Origin of the sequence: Pantoea stewartii, from assembly GCF_011044475.1 — a bacterium.
Classification (GTDB): domain Bacteria; phylum Pseudomonadota; class Gammaproteobacteria; order Enterobacterales; family Enterobacteriaceae; genus Pantoea; species Pantoea stewartii.
Map to the genome: position 1 here is coordinate 3,909,919 of NZ_CP049115.1, position 25,036 is coordinate 3,934,954.

At 52.7% G+C, this 25,036-nt stretch carries 22 protein-coding genes; 14 read left to right on the forward strand and 8 right to left on the reverse strand.

Going from position 1 to position 25,036, the window contains the following annotated elements:
- Positions 1 to 6: 6 nt before the first annotated feature.
- From G5574_RS18390 to G5574_RS18415, 6 genes are all read right to left on the reverse strand, one after another.
- Entirely contained in the window at positions 7 to 336 is a 330-nt protein-coding gene (locus tag G5574_RS18390) for a cytochrome o ubiquinol oxidase subunit IV (protein ID WP_006117967.1), read from the reverse strand.
- Complete coding sequence (locus G5574_RS18395; RefSeq protein ID WP_006117966.1) at positions 336 to 947, reverse strand: cytochrome o ubiquinol oxidase subunit III; 612 nt, start codon at positions 945 to 947, stop codon at positions 336 to 338. The genes G5574_RS18390 and G5574_RS18395 overlap by 1 nt, the downstream gene beginning before the upstream one ends.
- On the reverse strand, positions 947 to 2,929 hold the full coding sequence (cyoB, locus tag G5574_RS18400; RefSeq protein ID WP_033738655.1) for a cytochrome o ubiquinol oxidase subunit I: 1,983 nt from the start codon (positions 2,927 to 2,929) through the stop codon (positions 947 to 949). The genes G5574_RS18395 and cyoB overlap by 1 nt, the downstream gene beginning before the upstream one ends.
- 4 nt (positions 2,930 to 2,933) lie before the next feature.
- Positions 2,934 to 3,860 (reverse strand): cytochrome o ubiquinol oxidase subunit II, encoded by a 927-nt coding sequence (gene cyoA / locus G5574_RS18405; RefSeq protein WP_033738657.1) that lies wholly within the window; start codon positions 3,858 to 3,860, stop codon positions 2,934 to 2,936.
- A gap of 446 nt (positions 3,861 to 4,306) precedes the next feature.
- Positions 4,307 to 5,779: a muropeptide MFS transporter AmpG gene (gene ampG, locus G5574_RS18410; protein WP_164483021.1), complete on the reverse strand. Its 1,473-nt coding sequence runs from the start codon at positions 5,777 to 5,779 to the stop codon at positions 4,307 to 4,309.
- Between the two features lie 46 nt (positions 5,780 to 5,825).
- Complete coding sequence (locus G5574_RS18415; protein ID WP_006117962.1) at positions 5,826 to 6,404, reverse strand: lipoprotein; 579 nt, start codon at positions 6,402 to 6,404, stop codon at positions 5,826 to 5,828.
- A 266-nt stretch (positions 6,405 to 6,670) separates the two neighbouring features.
- Here G5574_RS18415 and bolA point away from each other — a divergent pair, with 266 nt between their 5' ends.
- From bolA to G5574_RS18460, 9 genes are all read left to right on the forward strand, one after another.
- Entirely contained in the window at positions 6,671 to 6,985 is a 315-nt protein-coding gene (gene bolA, locus G5574_RS18420) for a transcriptional regulator BolA (RefSeq protein ID WP_006117961.1), read from the forward strand.
- A gap of 294 nt (positions 6,986 to 7,279) precedes the next feature.
- The gene (tig, locus tag G5574_RS18425) at positions 7,280 to 8,584 is read left to right on the forward strand and encodes a trigger factor (protein WP_164483022.1); all 1,305 of its coding nucleotides are present in this window, start codon (positions 7,280 to 7,282) and stop codon (positions 8,582 to 8,584) included.
- A gap of 335 nt (positions 8,585 to 8,919) precedes the next feature.
- Positions 8,920 to 9,543, forward strand: coding sequence for an ATP-dependent Clp endopeptidase proteolytic subunit ClpP (clpP, locus tag G5574_RS18430; protein ID WP_006117959.1), 624 nt, complete (start codon positions 8,920 to 8,922; stop codon positions 9,541 to 9,543).
- 132 nt (positions 9,544 to 9,675) lie between these two features.
- Positions 9,676 to 10,947, forward strand: coding sequence for an ATP-dependent protease ATP-binding subunit ClpX (gene clpX / locus G5574_RS18435; RefSeq protein ID WP_033738665.1), 1,272 nt, complete (start codon positions 9,676 to 9,678; stop codon positions 10,945 to 10,947).
- 186 nt (positions 10,948 to 11,133) lie between these two features.
- Positions 11,134 to 13,488, forward strand: coding sequence for an endopeptidase La (gene lon, locus G5574_RS18440; RefSeq protein WP_033738666.1), 2,355 nt, complete (start codon positions 11,134 to 11,136; stop codon positions 13,486 to 13,488).
- Between the two features lie 215 nt (positions 13,489 to 13,703).
- The gene (gene hupB / locus G5574_RS18445; protein ID WP_006117956.1) at positions 13,704 to 13,976 is read left to right on the forward strand and encodes a nucleoid-associated protein HU-beta; all 273 of its coding nucleotides are present in this window, start codon (positions 13,704 to 13,706) and stop codon (positions 13,974 to 13,976) included.
- A 250-nt stretch (positions 13,977 to 14,226) separates the two neighbouring features.
- The gene (gene ppiD / locus G5574_RS18450) at positions 14,227 to 16,095 is read left to right on the forward strand and encodes a peptidylprolyl isomerase (protein WP_039338626.1); all 1,869 of its coding nucleotides are present in this window, start codon (positions 14,227 to 14,229) and stop codon (positions 16,093 to 16,095) included.
- A gap of 139 nt (positions 16,096 to 16,234) precedes the next feature.
- Positions 16,235 to 16,558, forward strand: a complete 324-nt coding sequence (locus G5574_RS18455) for a helix-hairpin-helix domain-containing protein (protein ID WP_033738667.1) — start codon at positions 16,235 to 16,237, stop codon at positions 16,556 to 16,558.
- Between the two features lie 95 nt (positions 16,559 to 16,653).
- Entirely contained in the window at positions 16,654 to 17,058 is a 405-nt protein-coding gene (locus G5574_RS18460) for an acyl-CoA thioesterase (protein ID WP_006117953.1), read from the forward strand.
- 36 nt (positions 17,059 to 17,094) lie between these two features.
- Here the strand turns inward: G5574_RS18460 and queC are convergent, their stop codons facing one another.
- Together queC and G5574_RS18470 are read right to left on the reverse strand one after the other, a co-directional pair.
- Positions 17,095 to 17,790, reverse strand: coding sequence for a 7-cyano-7-deazaguanine synthase QueC (gene queC / locus G5574_RS18465; protein ID WP_006117951.1), 696 nt, complete (start codon positions 17,788 to 17,790; stop codon positions 17,095 to 17,097).
- 108 nt (positions 17,791 to 17,898) lie between these two features.
- Positions 17,899 to 18,933, reverse strand: a complete 1,035-nt coding sequence (locus tag G5574_RS18470) for a PLP-dependent cysteine synthase family protein (protein WP_164483023.1) — start codon at positions 18,931 to 18,933, stop codon at positions 17,899 to 17,901.
- A 116-nt stretch (positions 18,934 to 19,049) separates the two neighbouring features.
- Between G5574_RS18470 and G5574_RS18475 the strand changes: the two genes are divergently transcribed.
- The 5 genes from G5574_RS18475 (at position 19,050) to amtB (ending at position 24,989) form a co-directional block, all read left to right on the forward strand.
- Positions 19,050 to 19,511: an Lrp/AsnC family transcriptional regulator gene (locus G5574_RS18475; protein WP_033738670.1), complete on the forward strand. Its 462-nt coding sequence runs from the start codon at positions 19,050 to 19,052 to the stop codon at positions 19,509 to 19,511.
- A gap of 24 nt (positions 19,512 to 19,535) precedes the next feature.
- Positions 19,536 to 21,305 carry a SmdA family multidrug ABC transporter permease/ATP-binding protein gene (locus G5574_RS18480; RefSeq protein WP_033738672.1) on the forward strand — a complete coding sequence of 590 codons (1,770 nt, stop codon included), beginning with the start codon at positions 19,536 to 19,538 and terminating at the stop codon, positions 21,303 to 21,305.
- The gene (locus G5574_RS18485; RefSeq protein WP_006117947.1) at positions 21,298 to 23,073 is read left to right on the forward strand and encodes a SmdB family multidrug efflux ABC transporter permease/ATP-binding protein; all 1,776 of its coding nucleotides are present in this window, start codon (positions 21,298 to 21,300) and stop codon (positions 23,071 to 23,073) included. The genes G5574_RS18480 and G5574_RS18485 overlap by 8 nt, the downstream gene beginning before the upstream one ends.
- A 257-nt stretch (positions 23,074 to 23,330) precedes the next feature.
- Positions 23,331 to 23,669 carry a P-II family nitrogen regulator gene (glnK, locus tag G5574_RS18490; protein WP_003850469.1) on the forward strand — a complete coding sequence of 113 codons (339 nt, stop codon included), beginning with the start codon at positions 23,331 to 23,333 and terminating at the stop codon, positions 23,667 to 23,669.
- A gap of 33 nt (positions 23,670 to 23,702) precedes the next feature.
- Positions 23,703 to 24,989, forward strand: coding sequence for an ammonium transporter AmtB (gene amtB / locus G5574_RS18495; RefSeq protein ID WP_033738675.1), 1,287 nt, complete (start codon positions 23,703 to 23,705; stop codon positions 24,987 to 24,989).
- Positions 24,990 to 25,036: the final 47 nt, after the last annotated feature.

Below are 25,036 nucleotides of genomic sequence, written 5' to 3' on the forward strand. Positions count from 1 at the left end.
GACTCTTTAGTGGGGCATCATATTGTAGTTGAGGTTCCACATGATCCACAGTGAGCCAACCACAACAATCAGGATAATGATTGCTGAGAAGACAATGGCCACCATGTTCCAGCCGCCCTCAGATTTGCTGTCCAGATGCAGGAAGTAAACCAGGTGAACCAGCACCTGAACGACTGCACAGACCAGCACAACGCCGAGGATGGTTCCATGAGAAGCACTACCATCCATTACCATCCAGAACGGGATTGCCGTCAGGATGATAGAGAGGATGAAGCCGATCATGTAAGACTTCACGCTACCGTGTGATGCACCATGTTCGTTAACAGAATGACTCATTACATGGCTCCCATCAGATAAACAACGGTAAACACGCAGATCCAAACCACGTCCAGGAAGTGCCAGAACAGGCTCAGACACATGATACGGGTACGGTTAGTGGCGTTCAGACCGCGTTTCGCGATCTGGAACATCAGCACGGCCATCCAGATCAGACCCGAGGTCACGTGCAGACCATGCGTACCGACCAGTGTAAAGAAGCCGGACAGGAAGCCACTACGGTTTGGACCGAAGCCTTCAGCAATCAGGTGATGGAATTCATAGATTTCCATCCCGATAAAGCCCGCACCAAACAGGAAGGTCAACGCCAGCCAGCCGATAACGGCGCCTTTGTTTTCCTTGTTCATGGCGATAACAGCCATGCCGTAGGTGATGGAGCTTAATAACAGCAGGGCGGTTTCAACCAGCACGAACGGCAGTTCAAAGATATCTTTGCCTGCCGGGCCGCCGGCGGTGTTGTTAACCATAACTGCATAGGTCGCAAACAGGGTTGCAAAGATAATGCAGTCACTCATCAGGTAGATCCAGAAGCCAAAGACTTTATTGGCTCCTGCATCGTGATGCCCATGCTCCGCATGGGCGTCGTGGTGGTGTTTTACGGTAGTTGACATTATTTCAGACCTGCTTTGCTGATTTCGTCAAAGTGCTGCTTTTCAATCTTCTCTACTTCGGCAACAGGGACGTAGTAGTCCACGTCTTCGTCGAAGCTCTTCACGATCCAGCTTACGATCATGCCGAGGAAAGTAAGACCTGCCAGCCACCAGATATGCCAGATCATCGCAAAACCGAAGATGGTCGCAAACGCGGCAATAACAATCGCAGCACCGCTGTTTTTCGGCATATGAATTTCTTCATATTTAGCCGGCTGCTTGTACGCTTCGCCTTTCTCTTTCATTTCCCAGAAAGCGTCACGCTCATGCACATGCGGGATAACAGCAAAGTTATAGAACGGCGGTGGTGAAGAGGTTGCCCACTCCAGCGTACGGCCACCCCACGGATCGCCAGTCAGGTCACGGTTCTGGTCGCGGTCACGTACAGACACGTAGAACATGATCAGCTGACAAATAATACCGCAGGCAATCAGACCCGCACCTACCGCTGCAACAACCAGCAGAGAGTGGAACTGAGGATCGATATCCTGGCTCAGACGACGGGTCATTCCCATGAAGCCCAGTGCGTACAGCGGCATAAAGGCAACGAAGAAGCCGATGATCCAGAACCAGAAAGCACGTTTGCCCCAGGTTTCGTTCAGGGTAAAGCCGAAGGCTTTCGGGAACCAGTAGGTCACACCCGCCATACAACCGAATACCACACCACCGATAATCACGTTATGGAAGTGCGCAATCAGGAACAGACTGTTGTGCAGGACAAAGTCAGCGCCCGGAACGGCCAGCAGAACACCGGTCATACCACCCACAGAGAAGGTGACCAGGAAGCCTACGGTCCACAGCATCGCAGAGTGCATCTGAATGCGACCCTGATACATGGTGAACAGCCAGTTAAAGATTTTAACCCCGGTCGGAATCGCGATGATCATCGTCATGATACCGAAGAAGGCGTTAACGTTGGCACCGGCACCCATGGTGAAGAAGTGGTGCAGCCAGACGATGAACGACAACACGGTAATGGCGATGGTCGCCCAGACCAGTGAGGTATAACCAAACAGACGTTTTTTCGAGAAGGTGGCCGTGACTTCGGAGAAGACACCAAACACCGGCAGAACAAGAATGTACACCTCTGGGTGACCCCAGACCCAGATCAGGTTGACGTACATCATCATGTTACCGCCCATATCATTAGTAAAGAAATGGAAGTCGAGGTAACGATCAAGTGTCAACAGCGCCAGAGTCACGGTCAGAACCGGGAACGCAGCGATGATCAGGACGTTGGTGCACAGCGCAGCCCAGGTAAAGACGGGCATTTTGAACAGGTCCATGCCCGGCGCACGCATCTTCAGAATGGTCACGAAGAAGTTAATACCGGTCAGGGTTGTACCAATACCGGAAAGCTGGAGACTCCAGATCCAGTAATCCACCCCCACGCCGGGACTGTATTCTGCCCCCGACAGCGGTGGATAGGCCAGCCAGCCAGTTTGCGCGAATTCGCCGACACCCAGAGACAGGTTAACCAGAATCACACCGATTGCGGTAAACCAGAAGCTCAGGTTGTTCAGGAACGGGAAGGCAACGTCACGCGCACCGATTTGCAACGGTACGGCAATGTTCATCAGACCCACCACGAATGGCATCGCCACGAAGAAGATCATGATTACGCCGTGAGCGGTAAAGATCTGGTCGTAGTGATGAGGGGGCAATATGCCTGCTTCCCCGGAGGAAGCCAGAACCTGTTGGGTACGCATCATCACGGCGTCAGCAAAGCCGCGCAGCAGCATGACGAACGCCATGATGATATACATGATACCCAGTTTTTTATGGTCGATTGACGTCAGCCATTCAGACCACAGATATTTCCACTTACCAAAGTAGGTGATGGCAGAGACGATCGCCAGACCTGCAATGATGATGCCGGCAACCGTAACCATGATAATCGGTTCATGGTAGGGCACTGCATCCAGAGTTAATTTTCCGAACATCGTATTATTCCTCGGCTCCCGCGGTAGCGGTGTGACTCATGTCCATGCCTTTGTGTTCAGACATGTCCATTTTCCCGTGGCTATTCATGAACTTGTTAATGACCTGCAAGAACAGTTCAGGATTAGCTGAAGAGAAATATTCCACCGGGTGATTTTCGCTTGGCACAGCCACTTTCTCGAAATCATCCATCGTCATCAGCGTGTTAGGTGCCGCTTTTACTTTGGCAACCCACTGCTGGAACTCCGCATCGTCTTTGGTTGCAATGGCTTTGAACTTCATGCCAGAGAAACCGCGACCACTGAAGTTGGCGGAAATACCGTCGAAAGTTCCTGGCTCGTTGGCAATCAGGTGCAGTTTGGTCTGCATGCCCGCCATCGCGTAGATCTGGCTACCGAGCGTAGGAATAAAGAAGGAGTTCATGACGGAGTTGGAGGTGATTTTGAAGTTAACCGGGGTGTTTGCCGGGAAGGCAATCTGGTTAACTGTCGCAATACCTTGTTCTGGATAAATGAATAACCATTTCCAGTCCAGAGCAACGACGTCAATTTCAACCGGTTTCACGTCAGAGGCCAGGGGTTTGCTTGGCTCCAGCGCATGGGTTGATTTCCAGGTCAGTACACCAAGGAAAACGATGATCAGGATCGGAATGGTCCAGACCACAGCTTCCACTTTATTGGAGTGTGACCAGTTAGGGCTGTACTTAGCATTCGTGTTCGACGCCCGATATTTCCAGGCAAACACGACGGCCATTAAGACTGCAGGAATCACGACGATCATCATCAGACCAAAAGCGGTCAGTATCAGCGAACGTTGCTCCAGCGCAATCTGTCCTTTGGGATTTAACAATGCATTATCGCAGCCACTCATTAATAAAGTGCCTGCGATTAATGACAAAATCCCCAAACTTTTATTGTATTTACTGAGTCTCATTTAACGACCTCAATGACAAAGGGCTCTATTGTCGTTTAAGTGTGCGCGCATTTTACGGGAAGGTTTATGCAGTGTAAACCAGCTTAAGGATGTGTCAGAACCATGTTGACACCTTTTGCTAAGAGTGTCACAGATGTTGTTCTCGGTGACAAATTATTAACGTGGACAAGCAGTTGGCAGTAATATAACAAAAAGAGATGGATGCGGGGTTAAACAAAAGTAGGAAAGGAATAACCCTGACTTTTAATACCCAATTATTTAACAATATTGCATCATTTTTTCTCTGATTTTTAACTTAATTAATTGCGTACCGGATTTAAATATCTTGCCCGAAGCGCGCACATGATAAAAATATTTTTTGTAAATTGACACGCAAAGACAAATTAGGTTCGCTTAACCAATTGGCTGAAATGGCACCTGCGACTGGGCGATTATGAGGCAAAAGGTCAATTCCCGGCCTTTCTCAATGCGCGATAATCCAGCACCACACCGTACAGCACACCGCAAAGCGCCAGCGCCATACCGGCTTCAAACAGCGGAGCCAGCCATGCCGAAAGCGTGAGCATACCCGTTGCATTCAGCGCCAGCGACAGCAGCCATAGCGCCAGTAACCCGCATCCGCCTGCAAACAGCCGTTTCGTCCAGCGGTAGCCTGTGGAAAAATAGCGGCGCGGCAAAAACTGGCCGGTTTTTTGGGTAAAGTCCAGTGTACCGCGACAAAAAGCCAGCAGGGCCAGGCCCGGCAGACCGGCGAAAACGGTAAAGGCGTAGAACGTTGGCCAGCCCCAGATCTCGACCAGATAACCGGCTGCAGGTCCCACGTAAACCCGGCCTACCGCTGAAAGCGCAGACAGCAGGGCGAACTGCGTCGCCGAGAAGGACTTATTACACAGCGTCATCAGCAGCGCGACAAACGCAGCGGTTCCCATTCCGCCACACAGGTTCTCAATAAAGACCGCGCTCGCCATGCTCCAGAGGTGTTTGTCGGTGACCGCCAGCAGCCAGTAGCCGAAATTCGACACCGCCTGGAGCAGGCCAAAAATCATTAACGCGCGAAACAGGCTCAGGCGTTGCATCAGCATGCCGCCATAAAGCGCGCCAATGATGGTCGCCAGCAAGCCCAGCGTTTTGTTTACCAGCCCGACGTCGCCAGGATTAAATCCCACGCCGCGAATCAAAAAGGTGGTGGTGAGAGAGGCGGCAAATGCATCGCCGAGCTTGTAAAGAATGATGAGCGTGATCAGCAGCCAGGCGTTGTTGCGATTAAAAAAATCGTGCAGAGGATCGACAACCGCCTGACGTAGCGTACGCGGCGCGGCCTGCGCGTTGTCCGGCTCTTTGGCAAGACAGGTTGCGATAAGACAGGGCAGCAGGAGCAGGGCCATGAGCCAGTAAGTCGCCTCCCAGCCGAGATAGCGATCGGCCAGCCACAGCGCCAGACCGCCCGATATCAACATTGCCAGGCGATAGCCTAACACCGTGATGGCAGCGCCACTTCCGCGTTCTTCCGGCGGCAACACATCCGTTTTCCAGGCATCGAAGACGATATCCTGTGACGCAGAACAGAATGCAATCAGTACCGCTAGTGCCGCCATCAGGGTTAAATCCCGGCTGGGCTGCAAAAAGCCCATTGCCACAATGCTGGCCACCAGTGCCAGTTGCGTGATGAGCAACCAGCCTCTGCGCCGACCGAGAAGCGGCGGCGTGAAGCGATCCATCATGGGGGACCAGAGAAACTTAAACACATAGGCCTGGCCCACCAGTGAAAAGAATCCGATGGTTTTCAAATCGATATTATCAACCGTCATCCACGCCTGCAGCGTCCCGCTGGTTAAGGCCAGAGGCAAACCTGATGCGAATCCCAGAAGGAGTAAAATGGCTGCATTTTTTTGGCGGAAGACACGGAAGTAGTGATTCATACTGACCTTGAAAAGTGCCCGGCCGGGTGCCGGGCAAAAGACCTGATTAACGGGCGTTTTGTTTGATGAAGTCGTTGACGCTGGTGTCCTGCGCCATATCGGCGATCACGTCGCTCAGCGTAGAATTCACAGCATTGGTGATTTTCTGATTGGTGGCGCTGAAAGCCCCTTCTACGCTATAGGTCTGGCGGTAATTTTTAATCTGTTTATTGCCATTTTTCGCGGTCGCCACGATAGAGATATCCGCCTTGGTGGTAATGCTGTAACGCACATCACCCTGGGTGACGTCGGCATACAGATTATTGACGATGATTTGCAGATCAACCGCGCCATTAGGACCGACCATATAGCCGCGCGCTGTCATTTGTTTCTCCAGCACTTCCTGAAGTAAGAAACGCAGATCGCGCGACGGGGTCAGGCTGACCAGTTGTCCATCGCGATTAACTTTTGCCAGCGCCTGATCGCGACGCTGATCGGCGCCGTTGATACTCACCGTAATGCCCATCAGGCTCGGATCGCGCTGTGGCAGCTGAATCTTAGGTTGAATGGTCAATGTGTTGTTGCTGGAAGCGCAACCGGCCAGGATAAAAGCAGCCAGCAGCGGGAATAACAGTTTTTTCAACATACGCTTTCTCGTTAGTGTCATGGGTTGGTGTGCAAAAACTGCGGCCATCATAGCAAAGCGGTGCAGTGAATAAAGCCCTTTGCCACAAGGTAAACCGCGCAAGGCGATTTTTCTTGCTCTCTACCTTTTCATATTCCCCGCCTGACAAGGCACAAGCGAAGAGGGCGACGGAGTGATAATATTACGTCCGCTGTCGCGTTGCGCAGCCAAAAACGGACTAATATTTAAACAGATGGGGCACAGCGCTCGCCATTGAGGGTAAAACCATGATTCGAGAACAGATAGAAGAGAAGCTGCGCCTGGCTTTTGAGCCGGCTCATCTGGAAGTGCATGATGAAAGCTACCGACACAATGTGCCTGCCGGTTCTGAAAGCCATTTCAAAGTGGTGATTGTCAGCGACGTTTTTACCGGTCAGCGTTTTCTTGCCCGCCATCGCGCAATTTATGGTGAACTCAGTGCTGAGCTGGCGGGAAGTGTTCACGCACTGGCCTTGCATACTTATACCCTGAAAGAGTGGGAAGGATTGCAGGATACGGTACTCGCTTCGCCGAACTGTCGCGGCGCGGGCACACTCGCATAACACCCTCTCTTTTTAAACGGCCTGCGGGCCGTTTTTGTGTTTTATCCTTGCTAAACGCGTTACCTGGCTCAAAAAAGCAGCAAACTCCCTGAAAAGTGGTGACTTAGCGTCCTCGACTCATCTCAGTGATGCCGCTATAATGCTGCGTCTATTTTTCCGGAATGTCTTCGGGACGCTTCTGGTAACAGGGATCAGGTTCTCTTCACGGAAGCCGTCCCGGTTGTTAGATACGGCGCATTAATTAATGTGTGGTGTCTGAAGTTGACCGAGCACGTGATTTTTTGAGGTAACAAGATGCAAGTTTCTGTAGAAACCACTCAGGGCCTGGGCCGTCGCATTACGATTACTGTCGCAGCTGACAGCATCGAAAGCGCCGTTAAAAAAGAACTGGTGGATGTGGCGAAGAAAGTCCGTATCGATGGTTTCCGTAAAGGCAAAGTGCCCATGAACATCGTCGCGCAGCGCTACGGTGCTTCTGTGCGCCAGGACGTGCTGGGCGATCTGATGACGCGTAACTTTGTTGACGCCATCATCAAAGAGAAGATCAATCCGGCTGGCGCGCCTAACTATGTGCCAGGCGAATACAAAGAAGGTCAGGACTTCACCTATGCGGTTGAGTTCGAAGTGTATCCAGAAGTTGAGCTGAAAGGCCTGGAAAACATCGAAGTTGAAAAGCCTCAGGTCGAAGTGACCGACGCCGATGTCGATACCATGCTGGAAACGCTGCGCAAGCAGCAGGCTAACTGGATTGAAACCGACGCTGCAGCGGGTGCTGAAGACCGCGCTACCCTCGATTTCACCGGTTCTGTTGACGGCGAAGAATTCGAAGGCGGCAAAGCATCTGACTTCGTTCTGGCCATGGGCCAGGGCCGTATGATCCCAGGCTTTGAAGAAGGCGTTGTGGGTCACAAAGCAGGCGAAACCTTCACTATCGACGTGAAATTCCCTGACGACTACCACGCGGAAAACCTGAAAGGGAAAGACGCGAAGTTCGAGATCGCGCTGAAGAAAGTGGAAACGCGCGAACTGCCAGAACTGACCGAAGAATTCATCAAGCGTTTCGGCGTGGAAGATGGTTCGGTTGCGGGCCTGCGTGCGGAAGTGCGTAAGAACATGGAACGTGAGCTGAAAGGCGCGATTCGTAACCGCGTGAAGACACAGGCTATCGACGGTCTGGTTGAAGCGAACCCTATTGATGTGCCTGCTGCGCTGATCGACAGCGAAATAGACGTTCTGCGTCGTCAGGCTGCACAACGCTTTGGTGGTAACGAGAAGCAAGCGCTGGAACTGCCACGCGAACTGTTCGAAGAGCAGGCGAAGCGTCGCGTTGTGGTCGGTCTGCTGCTGGGCGAAGTGATTCGCACGCACGAGCTGAAAGCCGATGAAGATCGCGTTAAAGTGCTGATCGAAGAAATGGCGTCTGCTTACGAAGATCCGCAGGAAGTGATCGAGTTCTACAGCAAAAATAACGAGCTGATGAACAACATGCGCAATGTGGCGCTGGAAGAGCAGGCGGTTGAAGCTGTGCTGGCGAAAGCCAAAGTTTCTGAAAAAGAAACTAACTTCCAGGAACTGATGAATCAGACCGCTCAGGCCTGATCGTCCGTTTAACCCCTTGTGCTAAAGCCCGCGCCTGAAAAGTCGCGGGCTTTTTTCTGTAATACGCTTTCTGGCAACGGGCCTGTCGCTATTTGATTAATTTTTAGGCGAATTGTTCACGCATCGCTTTTTCCGGGTTAGCGATTGATGAAAAGGTTGTTATGCTTGAAACAACTGAGCACTATCCCAAGATAGAGGGAGTATGCAAAAAACAGTTCGGCTGACTGATTAACCGTCCTGATGTTGTCGGTAAGAGGCAGAGCATAGTTTTTGTTGCTCGTCTTACGTAAAATCGGTACAGAATGTTGCCAATGAAATTTATCCAGGAGACGGTAATGTCATACAGTGGCGATCGTGAGTTTACTGCACCGCACAATGCGTTGGTGCCAATGGTGGTCGAGCAAACCTCGCGCGGCGAGCGTTCATACGACATCTATTCCCGTCTGCTTAAAGAGCGCGTTATCTTCTTAACCGGCCAAGTAGAAGATCACATGGCTAACCTGATTGTGGCCCAGATGCTGTTTCTGGAAGCGGAGAACCCGGAAAAAGATATTTACCTTTATATCAACTCACCGGGTGGCGTCATTACGGCTGGCATGTCAATTTATGACACCATGAAGTTTATCAAGCCTGACGTCAGCACCATTTGTATGGGCCAGGCCTGCTCAATGGGGGCTTTCCTGCTGACAGCCGGGACGAAAGGCAAGCGTTTCTGCCTGCCAAACTCACGCGTGATGATTCACCAACCGCTGGGTGGCTATCAGGGACAGGCGACCGACATTGAGATTCATGCGCGTGAAATTTTGAAAGTGAAGCAGCGCATGAACGAGCTGATGGCGGAACATACCGGTAAGTCACTGGAAGAAATTGAGCGTGACACTGAGCGTGACCGTTTCCTCTCCGCCAGCGAAGCGGTAGAGTATGGATTGGTCGATTCAATCCTGACGCATCGCCAATAAGCCCTAACTTCACCTTGTCTCTGGTCTATAGTTAACAGGACAAGATAATGACGGGTTGAATGAACATCGGCCGTGTACCCACGGCCAGTGCTGTACGGCTGGTACGGCCTGAGAACAAGAAGAGGTTAACTGATGACAGATAAGCGCAAAGACGGTTCAGGAAAGTTGCTGTACTGCTCTTTTTGCGGCAAAAGCCAGCATGAAGTGCGTAAGCTGATTGCCGGGCCGTCAGTGTATATCTGCGATGAGTGCGTTGATCTGTGTAACGACATTATTCGCGAAGAGATTAAAGAGGTTGCCCCGCATCGCGAACGTAGTGCGCTGCCTACGCCGCATGAGATCCGCCATCACCTCGACGATTACGTTATTGGTCAGGAACGGGCCAAAAAAGTCCTGGCCGTGGCGGTGTACAACCACTACAAACGTTTACGCAACGGGGATACCAGCAACGGTATCGAACTGGGCAAAAGTAACATTCTGCTGATCGGTCCGACCGGTAGCGGTAAAACGTTGCTGGCTGAAACCCTGGCCCGTTTACTGGATGTGCCTTTTACCATGGCGGATGCAACCACGCTGACCGAAGCCGGTTATGTGGGGGAAGACGTCGAAAATATCATCCAGAAGCTGCTGCAAAAATGTGACTACGATGTGCAGAAAGCCCAACGTGGTATCGTCTATATCGATGAAATCGATAAAATTTCACGTAAATCAGACAACCCATCGATCACCCGCGACGTATCGGGTGAGGGTGTGCAGCAGGCGTTACTGAAGTTGATTGAAGGCACCGTCGCCGCCGTGCCGCCGCAGGGTGGCCGTAAGCATCCGCAGCAGGAGTTTTTGCAGGTCGATACCTCTAAGATTCTGTTTATCTGTGGTGGCGCCTTCGCCGGTCTGGATAAGGTTATCTCGCAGCGCGTTGAAACCGGTTCAGGCATTGGCTTTGGCGCAACGGTGAAAGGTAAATCACAGAAGGCAACAGAAGGCGAGTTACTGGCGCAATGTGAGCCGGAAGATCTGATCAAATTTGGCCTGATCCCAGAATTCATTGGCCGTCTGCCTGTGGTAGCCACGCTCAATGAACTGAGTGAGGAAGCGCTGATTCAGATTCTGCGTGAGCCGAAAAACGCACTCACCAAGCAGTATCAGGCGTTGTTTAACCTGGAAGGCGTTGAGCTGGAGTTCCGTGACGAAGCCCTGACGGCGATTGCTAAAAAGGCGATGTCACGTAAAACCGGTGCGCGCGGTCTGCGTTCTATCGTGGAAGGCGCGCTGCTCGAAACCATGTACGATCTGCCGTCCATGGAAGATGTCGAGAAAGTGGTGATTGATGAGTCGGTGATTGAAGGTCAGTCTGAACCCATGCTGATTTATGGCAAGCACGAAGCTCAGGCTTCTGGCGAATAAATAAACAAATCGTCCACATTGTGCCATCTATAAAGGGGAAAATCTTTCCCCTTTTGCATTTCTCACCGTTGTGACATTGAATGTCTGACAATCATCCCCATATACTCAGACACCTGTGGGTTTGACCGCACACCTGCCTGATGCGGTACCCATCACCTTGCGGACACTAAACTAAGAGAGAGCTCTATGAATCCTGAGCGTTCTGAACGCATTGAAATCCCCGTCCTGCCGTTGCGCGACGTGGTAGTTTATCCGCACATGGTAATTCCGTTGTTTGTTGGCCGGGAAAAATCAATTCGGTGCCTCGAAGCCGCAATGGATCATGATAAAAAGATCATGCTGGTCGCACAGAAAGAGGCTTCAACGGATGAACCTGGCATAAACGATCTTTTTTCAGTGGGTACCATTGCCTCCGTACTGCAGATGTTAAAACTGCCAGACGGAACGGTAAAAGTGCTGGTTGAAGGTTTACAGCGTGCCAATATCACTACGCTGGCTGACAACGGTGACCATTTTGTCGCCCAGGCGGAATATCTGGTCTCTCCGGAGATTGAAGAGCGCGAGCAGGAAGTGCTGGTGCGCACGGCGATCAATCAGTTTGAAGGCTATATCAAACTGAATAAAAAGATCCCGCCTGAGGTCTTAACGTCACTGAACAATATTGATGATGCGGCGCGCCTGGCGGATACGGTGGCGGCGCACATGCCATTAAAACTCGCGGATAAACAGTCAGTGCTGGAGATGTCAGACGTCAATGAACGTCTGGAATATCTGATGGCCATGATGGAATCTGAAATCGATCTGCTGCAGGTTGAGAAACGCATTCGCAATCGCGTCAAAAAGCAGATGGAAAAGAGCCAGCGTGAGTACTACCTGAATGAGCAGATGAAGGCCATTCAGAAAGAGCTGGGCGAGATGGATGATACGCCTGACGAGTACGAAGCGTTAAAACGTAAAATCGATGCGGCCAAAATGCCGCAGGAAGCGCGTGAGAAAGCTGAAGCAGAACTGCAGAAGCTGAAAATGATGTCGCCGATGTCTGCCGAGGCGACCGTGGTGCGCGGCTATATCGACTGGATGGTTCAGGTTCCGTGGAATGCGCGCAGCAAAGTGAAGAAAGATCTGCGCAAAGCCCAGGAAACGCTGGATACCGACCATTATGGCCTGGAACGCGTCAAAGACCGCATCCTTGAGTACCTTGCGGTGCAAAGTCGCGTCAGCAAAATTAAAGGGCCGATTCTGTGTTTGGTGGGACCGCCGGGCGTGGGTAAAACCTCGCTGGGTCAGTCTATTGCGAAAGCAACCGGGCGTAAGTATGTACGCATGGCCCTCGGCGGCGTGCGGGATGAAGCGGAAATTCGCGGTCATCGCCGTACCTATATTGGCTCTATGCCGGGCAAGTTGATTCAGAAGATGGCGAAAGTCGGCGTGAAAAACCCGCTGTTCCTGTTGGATGAAATCGACAAAATGTCGTCGGATATGCGCGGCGATCCGGCCTCAGCGCTGCTGGAAGTGCTGGATCCTGAACAGAACATCGCCTTTAACGATCACTATCTGGAAGTCGATTACGATCTGTCTGATGTGATGTTTGTGGCGACGTCGAACTCCATGAACATTCCGGCTCCACTGCTGGATCGTATGGAAGTGATTCGTCTGTCTGGCTATACCGAGGACGAAAAACTCAATATCGCCAAGCAGCATTTACTGCCGAAGCAGATTGAGCGTAACGCCCTGAAATCGTCTGAGATCACCGTCGAAGACAGCGCTATCATCGGCATCATTCGTTACTACACGCGTGAAGCCGGTGTGCGTAGCCTGGAACGTGAACTGTCCAAGCTGTGCCGTAAAGCAGTGAAAACGCTGCTGATGGACAAAACCAAAAAGCACATCACCATTAATGGTGAAAACCTGAAGGATTTCCTTGGGGTGCAGCGTTTTGACTATGGCCGCGCCGACAGCGAAAACCGCGTGGGTCAGGTAACAGGTCTGGCCTGGACGGAAGTGGGTGGCGATTTGCTGACCATTGAAACCGCCTGTGTACCGGGTAAAGGCAAGCTGACTTATACCGGTTCGCTGGGCGAAGTCATGCAGGAATCCATTCAGGCCGCGCTGACTGTCGTCCGCGCCCGGGCGGAAAAACTGGGTATCAATGGCGATTTCTATGAAAAACGCGATATCCATGTGCACGTACCGGAAGGCGCGACGCCGAAAGATGGTCCCAGTGCCGGTATTGCCATGTGTACTGCCCTGGTGTCCTGCCTGACCGGTAACCCGGTGCGTTCAAACGTCGCGATGACCGGTGAGATCACCCTGCGTGGTCAGGTCCTGCCTATCGGCGGGCTGAAAGAAAAGCTGCTGGCGGCACACCGCGGTGGTATTAAAGTGGTGCTGATCCCGGACGAAAACAAACGCGATCTGGAAGAAATTCCTCAGAACGTGATTGCCGATCTGGAAATTCATCCGGTCAAACGTATTGAGGAAGTGCTGAACCTGGCACTGGAAAACGCGCCTTACGGTATGCAGGTAGCTACCGCAAAATAGTGATTAATGGCATAAAGCGTTAAAAAGCCGCGCTGGCAACACCAATTGGTGCTTGCCAGCTTTTTTTTGTCCCGCTAATTTAGGTGGCTGCTGAAGCGATGTTATAAGAGGATTACCGTTGTTTCGGCATATAAGGCTTGATATAACTTGCTGCGCGTTCGTGCCCGACAGGAAGCGTGGGTACGATGTGAAATAATAAAGAGGGGATGAATAGAGTGAATAAGTCACAACTGATCGATAAAATTGCTGCCGATGCCGACATTTCTAAAGCAGCAGCAGGACGTGTTTTAGATGCATTTATGGGCTCTGTTTCTGACGCGCTGAAAAGCGGAGATGAAGTGGCGCTGGTAGGTTTCGGCACTTTCTCAGTACGTGAGCGTGCAGCGCGCACCGGCCGTAACCCACAAACCGGTAAAGAGATTACTATCCCGGCAGGTAAAGTACCGGGTTTCCGTGCAGGTAAAGCACTGAAAGACGCTGTCAACTAATGACAACGCCACCACTCAATAACACATTTTCTTGAGTGGATTAGAGGACGGTTAACGCGTTCTCATGTAACATACGGGCACATCAATAAGATGTGCCTTTTTTACATCCGGAGAGGCGGTTTAAGGTTGCGAGACTTGTCTCAACAGGATGCATGCTGCCAGCCAGACTTGCAGCGGAGTAATGCGTCGGGAAGATGGCGTTATTGCGGCAGGGCTTTACATTCACACTACAGCGGAGTGTTGTCATACCATGATGGACAATTTACGCGCGGCGTCGAACCATGTCGTGCTCAAGATTATTTTGGGGTTGATCATTCTCTCCTTTGTGCTGACCGGCGTTGGCAACTATCTGATTGGCGGTAACAACGATTATGCGGCCAAAGTTAATGGCCAGGAGATCAGCCGTGCGCAGTTAGAGCAGGCGTTCAACAACGAGCGCAATCGTCAGCAGCAGATGCTGGGTGATCAGTTCTCGCAGCTTGCGGGCAACGAAGGTTACATGCAGCAGATGCGCCAGCAGGCGCTGTCTCAGCTGATTGACCAGGCATTACTGGATACCTACATAAAAGATCTGCATATTGCCATCAGTGACGATCAGGTCAAACAGGCTATCTTCAGCCAGTCTGCGTTTCAGACCAACGGCAAGTTCGATAATGCTAAATACAATGCGATGATCCGCAATATGGGATTCACGCCGGATCAGTATGCCGAAGCGTTGCGTAAACAACTGGCCACCCAACAGCTGATCAATGCGGTCGCGAATACCGATTTTATGCTGAAAAATGAAACCACTAAGCTTGTGGATTTGGTGGCGCAAAAGCGTGATATTCAGACGGCTACCCTCGATGTGAATGCTCTGGCTGCAAAGCAAACCGTCAATGACGACGAAATCAACCAGTATTATCAGCAACATAAAAGCAGCTTTATGGCCCCTGAGCAGTTCCGCGTAAGCTATATCAAACTGGATGCCGCCAGCATGCAGGAAAATGCCAGCGATGCGGATATTCAGGCCTGGTACGATCAACATAAAGCGGACTACACGCAGCCCCAGCGCGATCGTTACAGCGTGATTCAGACCAAAACCGAAGCCGATGCCGACGCTATTCTGGCGCAGCTGAAAGGCGGCGCGGATTTCGCGGAACTGGCAAAAACCAAATCCATTGACCCAATCTCTTCCCGTAAAGGCGGCGATATGGGCTGGCTTGAGCCGTCAACGACGCCAGACGAGCTGAAGAATGCGGGACTGAAAGAAAAGGGTCAGCTTTCCGGTGTAATCAAGTCTTCTGTGGGTTTCCTGATTGCCCGTCTTGACGACATCAAGCCTGAGCAGGTTAAACCGCTGGCGGAAGTACGTGATGAGATCGCGGACGCGGTCAAACAGGATAAAGCACAGGCGGAATTCTACAAACTGCAGCAGAAAGTCAGTGAAGCCGCGAGCAATGATAATGAGTCGCTGGCTGGTGCAGAGCAGGCGTCAGGTATGAAGGCCACAGAAACAGGCTGGTTCAGCCGTGACGATGTGCCTAAAGATCTCGACTTTGATGCCGTTAAGCAGGCCATCTTCAATGGTGGGTTAGTGGGACAAAACGGTGCGCCCGGAAATAACTCTGACATCATCAATGTCGATGGCGATCGTGCCTTTGTGCTGCGTATCAGTGCGCATAAACCCGAAGCGGTGGAACCCCTCGACAAGGTAAAAGCGCAAATCACCGAGACGATCAAGCATGATAAAGCGACGCAACAGGCAAAAGCCCAGGCTGATAAACTGTTAGCCGAGCTGAAAGCCGGTAAACCGGATGTGCTGAAAGCCGCAGGTCTGACGTTAAGCGCCAGCAAAACGGTTGACCGTAACACGCAGGATCCCGTTGCTCAGGCTGCCTTCAACCTGCCAGAGCCAGCGGATAACAAACCGTCATGGGGCGTGGGTGAGGACATGCAAGGCAATGTGGTGCTGATCGCGGTGAATAAGGTTACAACCGGTAGCCTGCCTCAGGCGCAGATTGACGAGATGGTCAAAGGCGTCACGCAAAACAACGCGCAACTGACCTTTGAAGCCTTACTGCAAAACCTGCGTAAAGCGGCCAAAATCAAATACGGTGCCGCTGCTCAAATGCAGTAATCCTCGCAAATTTCAGGTAACAGCTGAAATGACTAAAGGCCGCTTATGCGGCCTTTTCCATTTTAGAACGTTGCCCTTTGAGTCTGTTTAGCGGACATGACACGCTGAGCCTGCTGTTTAACACAAGGAGAAACACAGCATGGCTAAAACCCACTTACATGCCTTTTATCTTTCCCTCGCCCTGTGTGGCGCCCTCGTTCAAACGCCACTGGCAGCGGCGGAAACCCCCAGTGAGACACAGGCTGCACAGGTTTCAATGCCGCATCAGGAGCAGGTCAGTATCAATGAAGCCACGGCGGAGCAACTCTCGGCGGTGATGAATGGCGTTGGTCTGAAAAAGGCGCAGTCTATCGTCAGCTATCGTGAAGAATACGGGCCGTTCACGGCGGTGGATCAACTGAAAGACGTGCCTGGCTTTGGTCACGCGCTGGTGGAGCGAAATGCCTCACGGTTAAAATTGTGAAGTGAAGCGCAACTCTGATGCTTAACCTGCTGTCAGGGCGGGACTCTGCTAGAGTGAACAGGTCCAACCAGTCAATAAGCAGCAGGAGAAGGATCATGCAGACCACGATAAAAGTGCGCGGCTACCATCTGGATGTTTACCAGCATGTTAACAATGCGCGTTATCTGGAATTTTTAGAGGAAGCGCGCTGGCAATGGCTGGAAGAAGCAGAGGCCTTTACCTGGCTGCTTGAGCAAAAACTGGCTTTTGTGGTGGTAAACATCAATATCAATTATCGTCGCCCGGCCGTATTGGGCGACGTACTGGAGGTCAGCAGTGATATTAAGCAACTCAATGGGAAAAGTGGCATCATCACTCAACACATTTTGTTAGCGGGCAGTGAAACGGTGGTCGCGGATGCTGCACTGACGTTTGTGTGCATTGATCTTCGCACGCAAAAAGCCGTTCCGCTCGAAGGAGAACTGCGGCAGCGACTGGAAAGATTAATGAAGCCGGCCTGATTGAGGCGGCGACACGCCATCGTCGCCGCAAAAGTATTATTCCAGACCTGTTTTGGCCTTCATGGCGGCCATAATGCCAGCGCGATCCTGCTGATAGGCCTTCAGGCCATTGGCCCGCAGATGGCAGGCGGCACAGTCGCCGCAACCATCGCCTTTAATGCCGTTGTAGCAGGTAAGGGTGTCTTCGCGGATTAAGGTGAGCTGCTGCCAGTAATCGGCCAGCGCCCAGGTTTCGGCTTTATTAAGCCACATCAGCGGTGTTTCAAAACGAATGTTACGCGCCATGCCCAGGCTGACGGCATGGTTGAGCGCCTTGACAAACTCATCGCGGCAGTCGGGGTAGCCCGAGAAGTCGGTCTCGCAAACGCCTGTGATGACCGCTTCCGCTTCAACCTGATAGGCATAAACTGATGCCAGGGTCAGAAACAGGATATTGCGGCCGGGGACAAAGGTGCTGGGCAGGCCGGTTGCAGTCGGGTCATACGATGGCACCGGGATGCTGTCACGTGTCAGGCTGCTCACCGCCAGCGCATTCAGCATCGTCACATCCAGCACTTTATGAGCACGGGCACCCAGCTTCAGGGCCAGGTCGCGGGCAACGTCAATCTCTTCACGATGACGCTGACCGTAATCAAAGGTCACACAGTGCACTTCATCATAACGTTGCAAAGCCTGAACCAGACAGGTGGTGGAGTCTTGCCCACCGCTAAACACCACAACAGCGCGTTTCATGAGATATCCCAGTTTAAACATTTGCGCTTATGGTAATACCTGAGTGCGCCGCTGAACAGCTGCAGGCGGCGATCACATCAGGTTATATCTGCCTGGCGGGGTGAAATATTATTCCAGTTCGCGCTGCCAGGGCGTGATATCACCAATATGTTGTGCGACCCAGTCAGGCTGGTAGTAAGTGTCAGGATAGCGCTCGCCGCTGTCGCACAGCAGGGTAACCAGTGAACCCTGTTGGTTATTGGCGCGCAGGCGTTTGGCCACCTGCATCATGCCCCAGAAGTTTGTGCCGGTAGACGGGCCCGGTTTACGCCCCAGCAGGGTTTCCAGCTTAAGCATGGCGGCAATCGAGGCTGCATCCGGGACTTTGATCATTTCATCAATAACGTCGGGCATAAACGACGGCTCCACGCGCGGACGTCCAATGCCTTCAATCATGCTGCCGCGCTGACCGGTGAGCAAGGCATCACGGTTTCGCCAGTAGTCGTAAAACACGGAATGCTCCGGATCAACAACCAGCAAACGGGTATCGCATCCCTGATAGCGAATGTAGCGGCCAAGCGTTGCGGAGGTCCCACCGGTTCCCGCACTCATAATCAGCGTATGAGGAACAGGAAAAGGCTCATTCGCCATCTGGCGGAAAATACTCTCGGCAATGTTGTTATTGCCGCGCCAGTCAGTTGCCCGCTCTGCATAGGTGAACTGATCCATGAAGTGGCCATTCAGTTCCCGCGCCAGCCGTTCTGATTCGGCATAAAGCTGACAGGGATCGCTCACAAAATGACACTGTCCACCATAGAACGTGATTTGTTCGATTTTACGTCGGGCCGTACTGGCTGGCATCACGGCGATAAAGGGCAGGCCCAGCAGGCGGGCAAAATACGCCTCTGAGACGGCGGTGCTGCCCGATGACGCTTCAATCACGGGCGTACCCTGTTTGATCCAGCCATTAGCGAGAGCATAAAGAAACAATGACCGCGCCAGACGGTGTTTCAGGCTGCCGCTGGGATGCGTACTTTCGTCTTTCAGATAGAACCCGATTCCCGGGAAATCGGGCAATGCAAAGCGGATCAGATGCGTATCCGCAGAGCGTTGAAAGTCAGCATTGATTTCGTTTATCGCGTGGCGTATCCAGCATGAAGACATAAGGGTTATTTCCGACCGGGTGAAAGCCCCTATTTTAAGGCACGTGCAGGAAAAAGAGCTTGCAGCTTTTGCAGTAAGATCGGCGTAATGGAGAAAAAATTTCTACCGGAGTGCGCATGTTAGATAAAATCGACCTTAAACTGCTGGCGATGCTGCAGCAGGATTGCACAGTTTCGCTCCAGGTACTGGCGGATGCGGTTAACCTCACCACCACGCCCTGCTGGAAGCGCCTGAAAAAGCTGGAAGAAGATGGCTTCATCCGCGCACGCGTTGCCCTACTTGATAATGAAAAACTCGGCCTGTCACTTACCGCCTTTATGTTTGTGAAAACCACCCAGCACAGCAAAGACTGGTATCAGGAATTTGTGTCGGTAGTGCAAAGCATGCCTGAAGTGATGGGCTTCTATCGCATGGCCGGGGAGTATGATTATCTGCTGCGTATTCAGGTTGCCGACATGAAAAGTTATGATGCCTTCTATAAGCGTTTAGTTAATGGTGTAACAGGCCTGATCGATGTGACCTCCAGCTTTGCGATGGAAGAGATCAAATACACTACAGCCCTGCCGGTTGCCCCCTGATTACCTGAGATTGAGAGCTGCCTTGTGCGATTATTCAGCCAGTTAAGTTGGTATTTTATCCGTGAGTGGCGGCGTTATCTGGGCGCCGTCACTTTATTAATCATCATTGCCGTGCTGCAACTTCTGCCGCCGTGGGTGGTTGGCGTGGTGGTTGACGGCGTAACGCATCACAGCATGAGCGCCAGCCGCATTATGATGTGGATTGGGGTGATGCTGCTGACTGCCGTCGTGGTTTATCTGCTGCGTTATGTCTGGCGCGTGCTGTTGTTTGGCGCGTCCTATCAACTCGCCGTCGAATTACGCGAGGACTTTTACCGTCAGCTCAGCCGACAGCAGCCCGCCTTTTACCTGCGCCATCGCACCGGCGATCTCATTGCCCGTGCCACGAACGATGTGGATCGCGTGGTTTTTGCTGCCGGGGAAGGCGTGCTCACGCTGGTGGATTCGCTGGTGATGGGATGTGTTGTGCTGATTGCCATGAGTACCCAAATCAGCTGGCAGTTAACGCTGATTTCGCTTATTCCGATGCCGTTTATGGCACTGGTAATTCACCGCTATGGCGAGCAACTCCATAACCGTTTCAAACTGGCTCAGGCCGCCTTTTCCAGCCTGAACGATCAAACGCAGGAGAGCCTGACCAGTATCCGTATGATCAAAGCATTTGGACTTGAGCAGCATCAGTCCCAGCAGTTTGCCGATATTGCACGCGATACCGGCGAAAAAAATCTGCGCGTTGCCCGGGTGGATGCGCGTTTCGATCCCACCATCTATATTGCCATTGGTTTTGCCAACCTGCTGGCGATAGGCGGCGGAAGCTGGCTGGTGTGGCACGGAGACATGACCTTGGGCCAGCTCACCAGCTTTGTAATGTATCTTGGCCTGATGATTTGGCCGATGCTGGCGCTGGCATGGATGTTTAACATCGTTGAACGTGGCAGCGCAGCCTGGAGCCGCATCCGCGCATTATTATCCGAAGCGCCAGTGGTGGAAGACGGTGATCACACCTTGCCTGAGCCGGCGGGAACGCTGCAGGTGGCTATCCGCGAATTTCATTATCCCGCCAGTGCCGGTGCGGTATTAAGCAATGTCACCTTCCAGTTAAAACCGGGCGATATGCTGGGGCTGTGTGGCCCGACCGGCAGTGGTAAAACCACGTTACTGAGTCTGATTCAGCGTCATTTCGACATTCAGCAAGGTGATATTCGCTACCATGCCATCCCGCTGCCGTCGCTGCGTCTGGACAGCTGGCGCAGTCGCCTGGCCGTGGTGAGCCAAACTCCGTTCCTGTTCTCGGACAGTGTGGCCCGTAATATTGCGTTGGGTAAGCCCAACGCCACGCAGGACGAGATTGAGCAGGCGGCGAAAATGGCCTGCGTGCACGAGGATATTCTGCGTCTGCCGCAGGGCTATGAAACCGAGGTGGGCGAGCGCGGCGTCATGCTGTCGGGTGGTCAAAAACAACGCATTTCCATCGCCCGTGCCTTGCTGATGAATGCGGAAATTCTGGTGCTTGATGATGCACTCTCGGCGGTTGATGGTCGCACTGAACACGACATCCTGCATAATCTGCGGCAGTGGGGCAGAGGGCGAACGATCATTATCAGTGCGCATCGTTTGTCGGCGCTGACAGAGGCCAGCGAAATTCTGGTGCTGCAAAAAGGCACGGTGGCACAACGTGGCGATCATGCCGGGCTGGCAAATATGCCTGGCTGGTATCGCGATATGTACCGTTACCAACAGCTGGAAGCGGCACTGGACGACGATGAGAGGGAAGAAGAGGTGGCACATGGCTAAATCACAACGTATGTGGCCAACGCTCAAACGCCTGCTCAGCTATGGCAGCCCGTGGCGCAAGTCATTGTCTCTGGCCGTGTTGATGCTGTGGATTGCGGCCGCGGCAGAAGTGACCGGTCCGGTTCTGGTGAGCTATTTTATTGATAATCTGGTCGCAAAGCATCAGATGCCGTGGGGCACGGTGGCGGGACTGGTCGTAAGTTTTATCCTGTTGCAGCTTCTGGCTGCCGCTTTGCATTACTGGCAGGCCTTACTGTTTAACCGGGCCGCCATTGGTGTGGTACAGCGCCTGCGTACCGACGCCATGAATGCGGCACTGCGCCAGCCGCTCGGCGCCTTTGATACGCAGCCGGTCGGGCAAATTATTTCCCGGGTCACGAATGATACCGAAGTTGTTCGGGATCTGTACGTCACGGTGGTGGCAACGGTGCTGCGTAGCGCCGCGCTGGTCGGTGCCATGATGGTGGCGATGTTTAGTCTGGACTGGCGCATGGCGCTGGTGGCGATGTTAATTTTCCCGATGGTGCTCATTGTGATGCTGATTTATCAGCGCTACAGCACGCCGATAGCCCGTCGTGTACGCAGCTACCTGGCAGACATTAATAATGGCTTCAATGAAGTCATCAGCGGAATGAGCGTGATACAACAGTTTCGCCAGCAGGCGCGCTTTGGTGAACGCATGCTGGAGGCCAGCCGTTCACATTATCTGGCGCGCATGGAAACGCTCAGACTGGATGGTTTCCTGCTACGACCGCTGCTGAGCCTGTTCTCCGCGCTGATACTCTGCGGATTACTGTTGCTGTTCAGCTTTTCGGTGCCGGGTGTGTTTGAAGTTGGGGTACTTTACGCCTTTATTACCTATCTGGGGCGCCTCAATGAACCGCTGATCGAACTGACCACCCAGCAGTCGATGCTGCAACAGGCGGTCGTGGCGGGCGAACGTATTTTTGAACTCATGGATGCGCCACAGCAGCATTACGGTCATGACGATCGGCCTCTGCAATCGGGGCGCATTACGCTGGAGAACCTGAGCTTTGCCTACCGGGACGATCGTGAGGTGCTGAGTAATATTGATCTCGACGTGCCTTCGCGGGGCTTTGTCGCCCTGGTGGGACATACCGGCAGCGGCAAGAGCACACTGGCAAATTTGCTGATGGGCTATTACCCCGCCACGCGCGGCGAGGTGCGCCTGGACGATCGTCCGCTTAACCAGTATTCCCATGAGGCACTGCGTCGCGGTATCGCGATGGTACAGCAGGATCCGGTGGTGCTGGCCGACACGCTGTTAGCGAATGTACGGCTGGGTCGGGATATCAGTGAAGAGGCGGTCTGGTCGGTACTTGAACAGGTACAGCTGGCCCCGCTGGCGCGCGCCTTGCCTGACGGTATCCATACCCGACTGGGAGAGCAGGGTAATAATCTCTCGGTAGGGCAGAAACAGTTACTGGCCCTGGCTCGGGTGCTGGTGCAACTGCCGCAGATTTTAATACTGGATGAAGCTACCGCGAATATTGACTCCGGCACGGAGCAGGCGATCCAACACACGCTGCGCACCTTACGTCAATATACGACCCTGGTAGTGATTGCTCACCGCCTTTCCACTATCACCGAGGCCGATACGATTCTGGTTTTGCACCGTGGCCGCGTTGTCGAGCAGGGGAATCATCAGCAGCTGCTGGCCTTGCAGGGCCGTTACTGGCAAATGTACCAGCTGCAGCAGGCAGGTGATCGGCTCGAATCGGATGAGGTGCTGACCAGTGCCGGATGATTTGCACCTTTTTTGCGCATTTTTTCCTTGTTGACCCGTTTGGATGCACGTCTTTGTGCTTAACAGCACCAAAAGCGTGCATCCGCTTCGCTTAGTCATCCCGTCACTGCGTCCTGCTTATTTATTCTGCGTTTCCTAACCCTGATTCTATCGCAGCCTGAATAGTGATTTTGCCCACTGATTATATCTGGCACAGGCTTTGCTTAAGTCTCTCCGTGTCCATGAGACCGACCTATTTTAATCCTTAAGGAGAGGCTATGAAGCTGGTTACCGTCGTGATTAAGCCGTTCAAGCTGGAAGATGTGCGAGAAGCATTGTCTTCAATTGGTATTCAGGGACTGACCGTCTCCGAAGTTAAAGGTTTTGGGCGTCAGAAAGGACATGCTGAACTCTATCGCGGGGCGGAATACAGCGTAAATTTTCTGCCGAAAGTAAAAATTGATATCGCCATTGCCGATGACCAACTGGACGAAGTAGTGGACGTAATCAGTAAAGCGGCTTACACCGGAAAAATTGGCGACGGCAAGATTTTCGTTGCTGAACTGCAGCGCGTGATTCGCATACGTACCGGCGAAACCGACGAAGCCGCACTGTAAACAAGACTCAGTAATGTGATGGGATGGAAAAAAATGAATAAAATGCTGACCAAGTTGGGCCTGACCAGCCTGGCACTGTTACCGTCGCTGGCGATGGCGGCACCTGCCGTAGCGGACAAAGCCGACAACGCCTTTATGATGATTTGCACCGCACTGGTGCTGTTTATGTCAATTCCTGGGATTGCACTGTTTTACGGCGGCCTGATCCGCAGTAAAAACGTGCTGTCGATGCTCACACAGGTTGCGGTGACCTTCTCGCTGGTGTGCGTACTGTGGGTGGTTTATGGCTACTCACTGGCCTTCAGCGAAGGCAATGCTTTCTTTGGCAGCTTCAACTGGGCCATGCTGAAAAACATTGCACTGACCGCCGTCATGGGCACCTTTTATCAATATATTCACGTCGCGTTCCAGGCATCCTTTGCCTGTATCACGGTCGGTCTGGTCGTCGGTGCGCTGGCGGAACGTATCCGTTTCTCCGCGGTGCTGATTTTTGTCGGTGTCTGGCTGACCCTGGCTTATCTTCCCATTGCGCATATGGTCTGGGCGGGCGGCTTACTGGCTCAGGATGGCGCACTGGACTTCGCGGGCGGCACGGTGGTGCACATTAACGCTGCGGTAGCCGGTCTGGTTGGTGCTTACCTGGTGGGCAAACGTGCCGGTTTTGGCAAAGAAGCATTCAAACCACACAACCTGCCGATGGTGTTCACCGGTACTGCGATTCTGTATGTTGGCTGGTTTGGTTTTAACGCCGGTTCAGCTTCCGCTGCGAATGAAATTGCTGCTCTGGCCTTCCTGAATACCGTGGTTGCGACGGCGGGTGCGGTGCTGGCCTGGACTTTTGGCGAGTGGGCGCTGCGTGGTAAACCGTCTTTGTTAGGTGCCTGTTCTGGCTTTATTGCTGGTCTGGTTGCCATCACGCCGGCTTGTGGTTATGTCGGTGTTGGCGGCGCGCTGATCATCGGTATCGTGGGTGGTCTGGCAGGTATCTGGGGCGTGACAACGCTGAAAAAATGGCTGCGCGTTGACGATCCCTGCGATGTGTTCGGTGTCCACGGTGTCTGTGGCATCATCGGTTGTATCCTGACCGGCGTGTTTGCTTCATCTTCACTTGGCGGCGTGGGTTATGCGCCTGGCGTGACCATGGGCCATCAGGTTGCGATTCAGTTGCTGAGCGTGGGCGTTACCATTGTCTGGTCTGCCGTCGTTGCCTTTATTGGCTTTAAACTGGCCGATATGATCGTCGGTCTGCGCGTACCGGAAGAGCAGGAGCGCGAAGGTCTGGACGTCAACAGCCATGGCGAGAACGCTTACAACCAGTAACTTGTCAGTCTGAATAAATAAAAAGGGGCGATGATTCGCCCCTTTTT

What these genes read in the sequence shown, in the direction of transcription:
- G5574_RS18390 (WP_006117967.1), bottom strand. Translation starts at nt 336, where the DNA reads ATGAGTCATTCTGTTAACGAACATGGTGCATCACACGGTAGCGTGAAG.
- G5574_RS18395 (WP_006117966.1), bottom strand. Translation starts at nt 947, where the DNA reads ATGTCAACTACCGTAAAACACCACCACGACGCCCATGCGGAGCATGGG.
- cyoB (WP_033738655.1), bottom strand. Translation starts at nt 2,929, where the DNA reads ATGTTCGGAAAATTAACTCTGGATGCAGTGCCCTACCATGAACCGATT.
- cyoA (WP_033738657.1), bottom strand. Translation starts at nt 3,860, where the DNA reads ATGAGACTCAGTAAATACAATAAAAGTTTGGGGATTTTGTCATTAATC.
- ampG (WP_164483021.1), bottom strand. Translation starts at nt 5,779, where the DNA reads ATGAATCACTACTTCCGTGTCTTCCGCCAAAAAAATGCAGCCATTTTA.
- G5574_RS18415 (WP_006117962.1), bottom strand. Translation starts at nt 6,404, where the DNA reads ATGTTGAAAAAACTGTTATTCCCGCTGCTGGCTGCTTTTATCCTGGCC.
- bolA (WP_006117961.1), top strand. Translation starts at nt 6,671, where the DNA reads ATGATTCGAGAACAGATAGAAGAGAAGCTGCGCCTGGCTTTTGAGCCG.
- tig (WP_164483022.1), top strand. Translation starts at nt 7,280, where the DNA reads ATGCAAGTTTCTGTAGAAACCACTCAGGGCCTGGGCCGTCGCATTACG.
- clpP (WP_006117959.1), top strand. Translation starts at nt 8,920, where the DNA reads ATGTCATACAGTGGCGATCGTGAGTTTACTGCACCGCACAATGCGTTG.
- clpX (WP_033738665.1), top strand. Translation starts at nt 9,676, where the DNA reads ATGACAGATAAGCGCAAAGACGGTTCAGGAAAGTTGCTGTACTGCTCT.
- lon (WP_033738666.1), top strand. Translation starts at nt 11,134, where the DNA reads ATGAATCCTGAGCGTTCTGAACGCATTGAAATCCCCGTCCTGCCGTTG.
- ppiD (WP_039338626.1), top strand. Translation starts at nt 14,227, where the DNA reads ATGATGGACAATTTACGCGCGGCGTCGAACCATGTCGTGCTCAAGATT.
- G5574_RS18455 (WP_033738667.1), top strand. Translation starts at nt 16,235, where the DNA reads ATGGCTAAAACCCACTTACATGCCTTTTATCTTTCCCTCGCCCTGTGT.
- G5574_RS18460 (WP_006117953.1), top strand. Translation starts at nt 16,654, where the DNA reads ATGCAGACCACGATAAAAGTGCGCGGCTACCATCTGGATGTTTACCAG.
- queC (WP_006117951.1), bottom strand. Translation starts at nt 17,790, where the DNA reads ATGAAACGCGCTGTTGTGGTGTTTAGCGGTGGGCAAGACTCCACCACC.
- G5574_RS18470 (WP_164483023.1), bottom strand. Translation starts at nt 18,933, where the DNA reads ATGTCTTCATGCTGGATACGCCACGCGATAAACGAAATCAATGCTGAC.
- G5574_RS18475 (WP_033738670.1), top strand. Translation starts at nt 19,050, where the DNA reads ATGTTAGATAAAATCGACCTTAAACTGCTGGCGATGCTGCAGCAGGAT.
- G5574_RS18485 (WP_006117947.1), top strand. Translation starts at nt 21,298, where the DNA reads ATGGCTAAATCACAACGTATGTGGCCAACGCTCAAACGCCTGCTCAGC.
- glnK (WP_003850469.1), top strand. Translation starts at nt 23,331, where the DNA reads ATGAAGCTGGTTACCGTCGTGATTAAGCCGTTCAAGCTGGAAGATGTG.
- amtB (WP_033738675.1), top strand. Translation starts at nt 23,703, where the DNA reads ATGAATAAAATGCTGACCAAGTTGGGCCTGACCAGCCTGGCACTGTTA.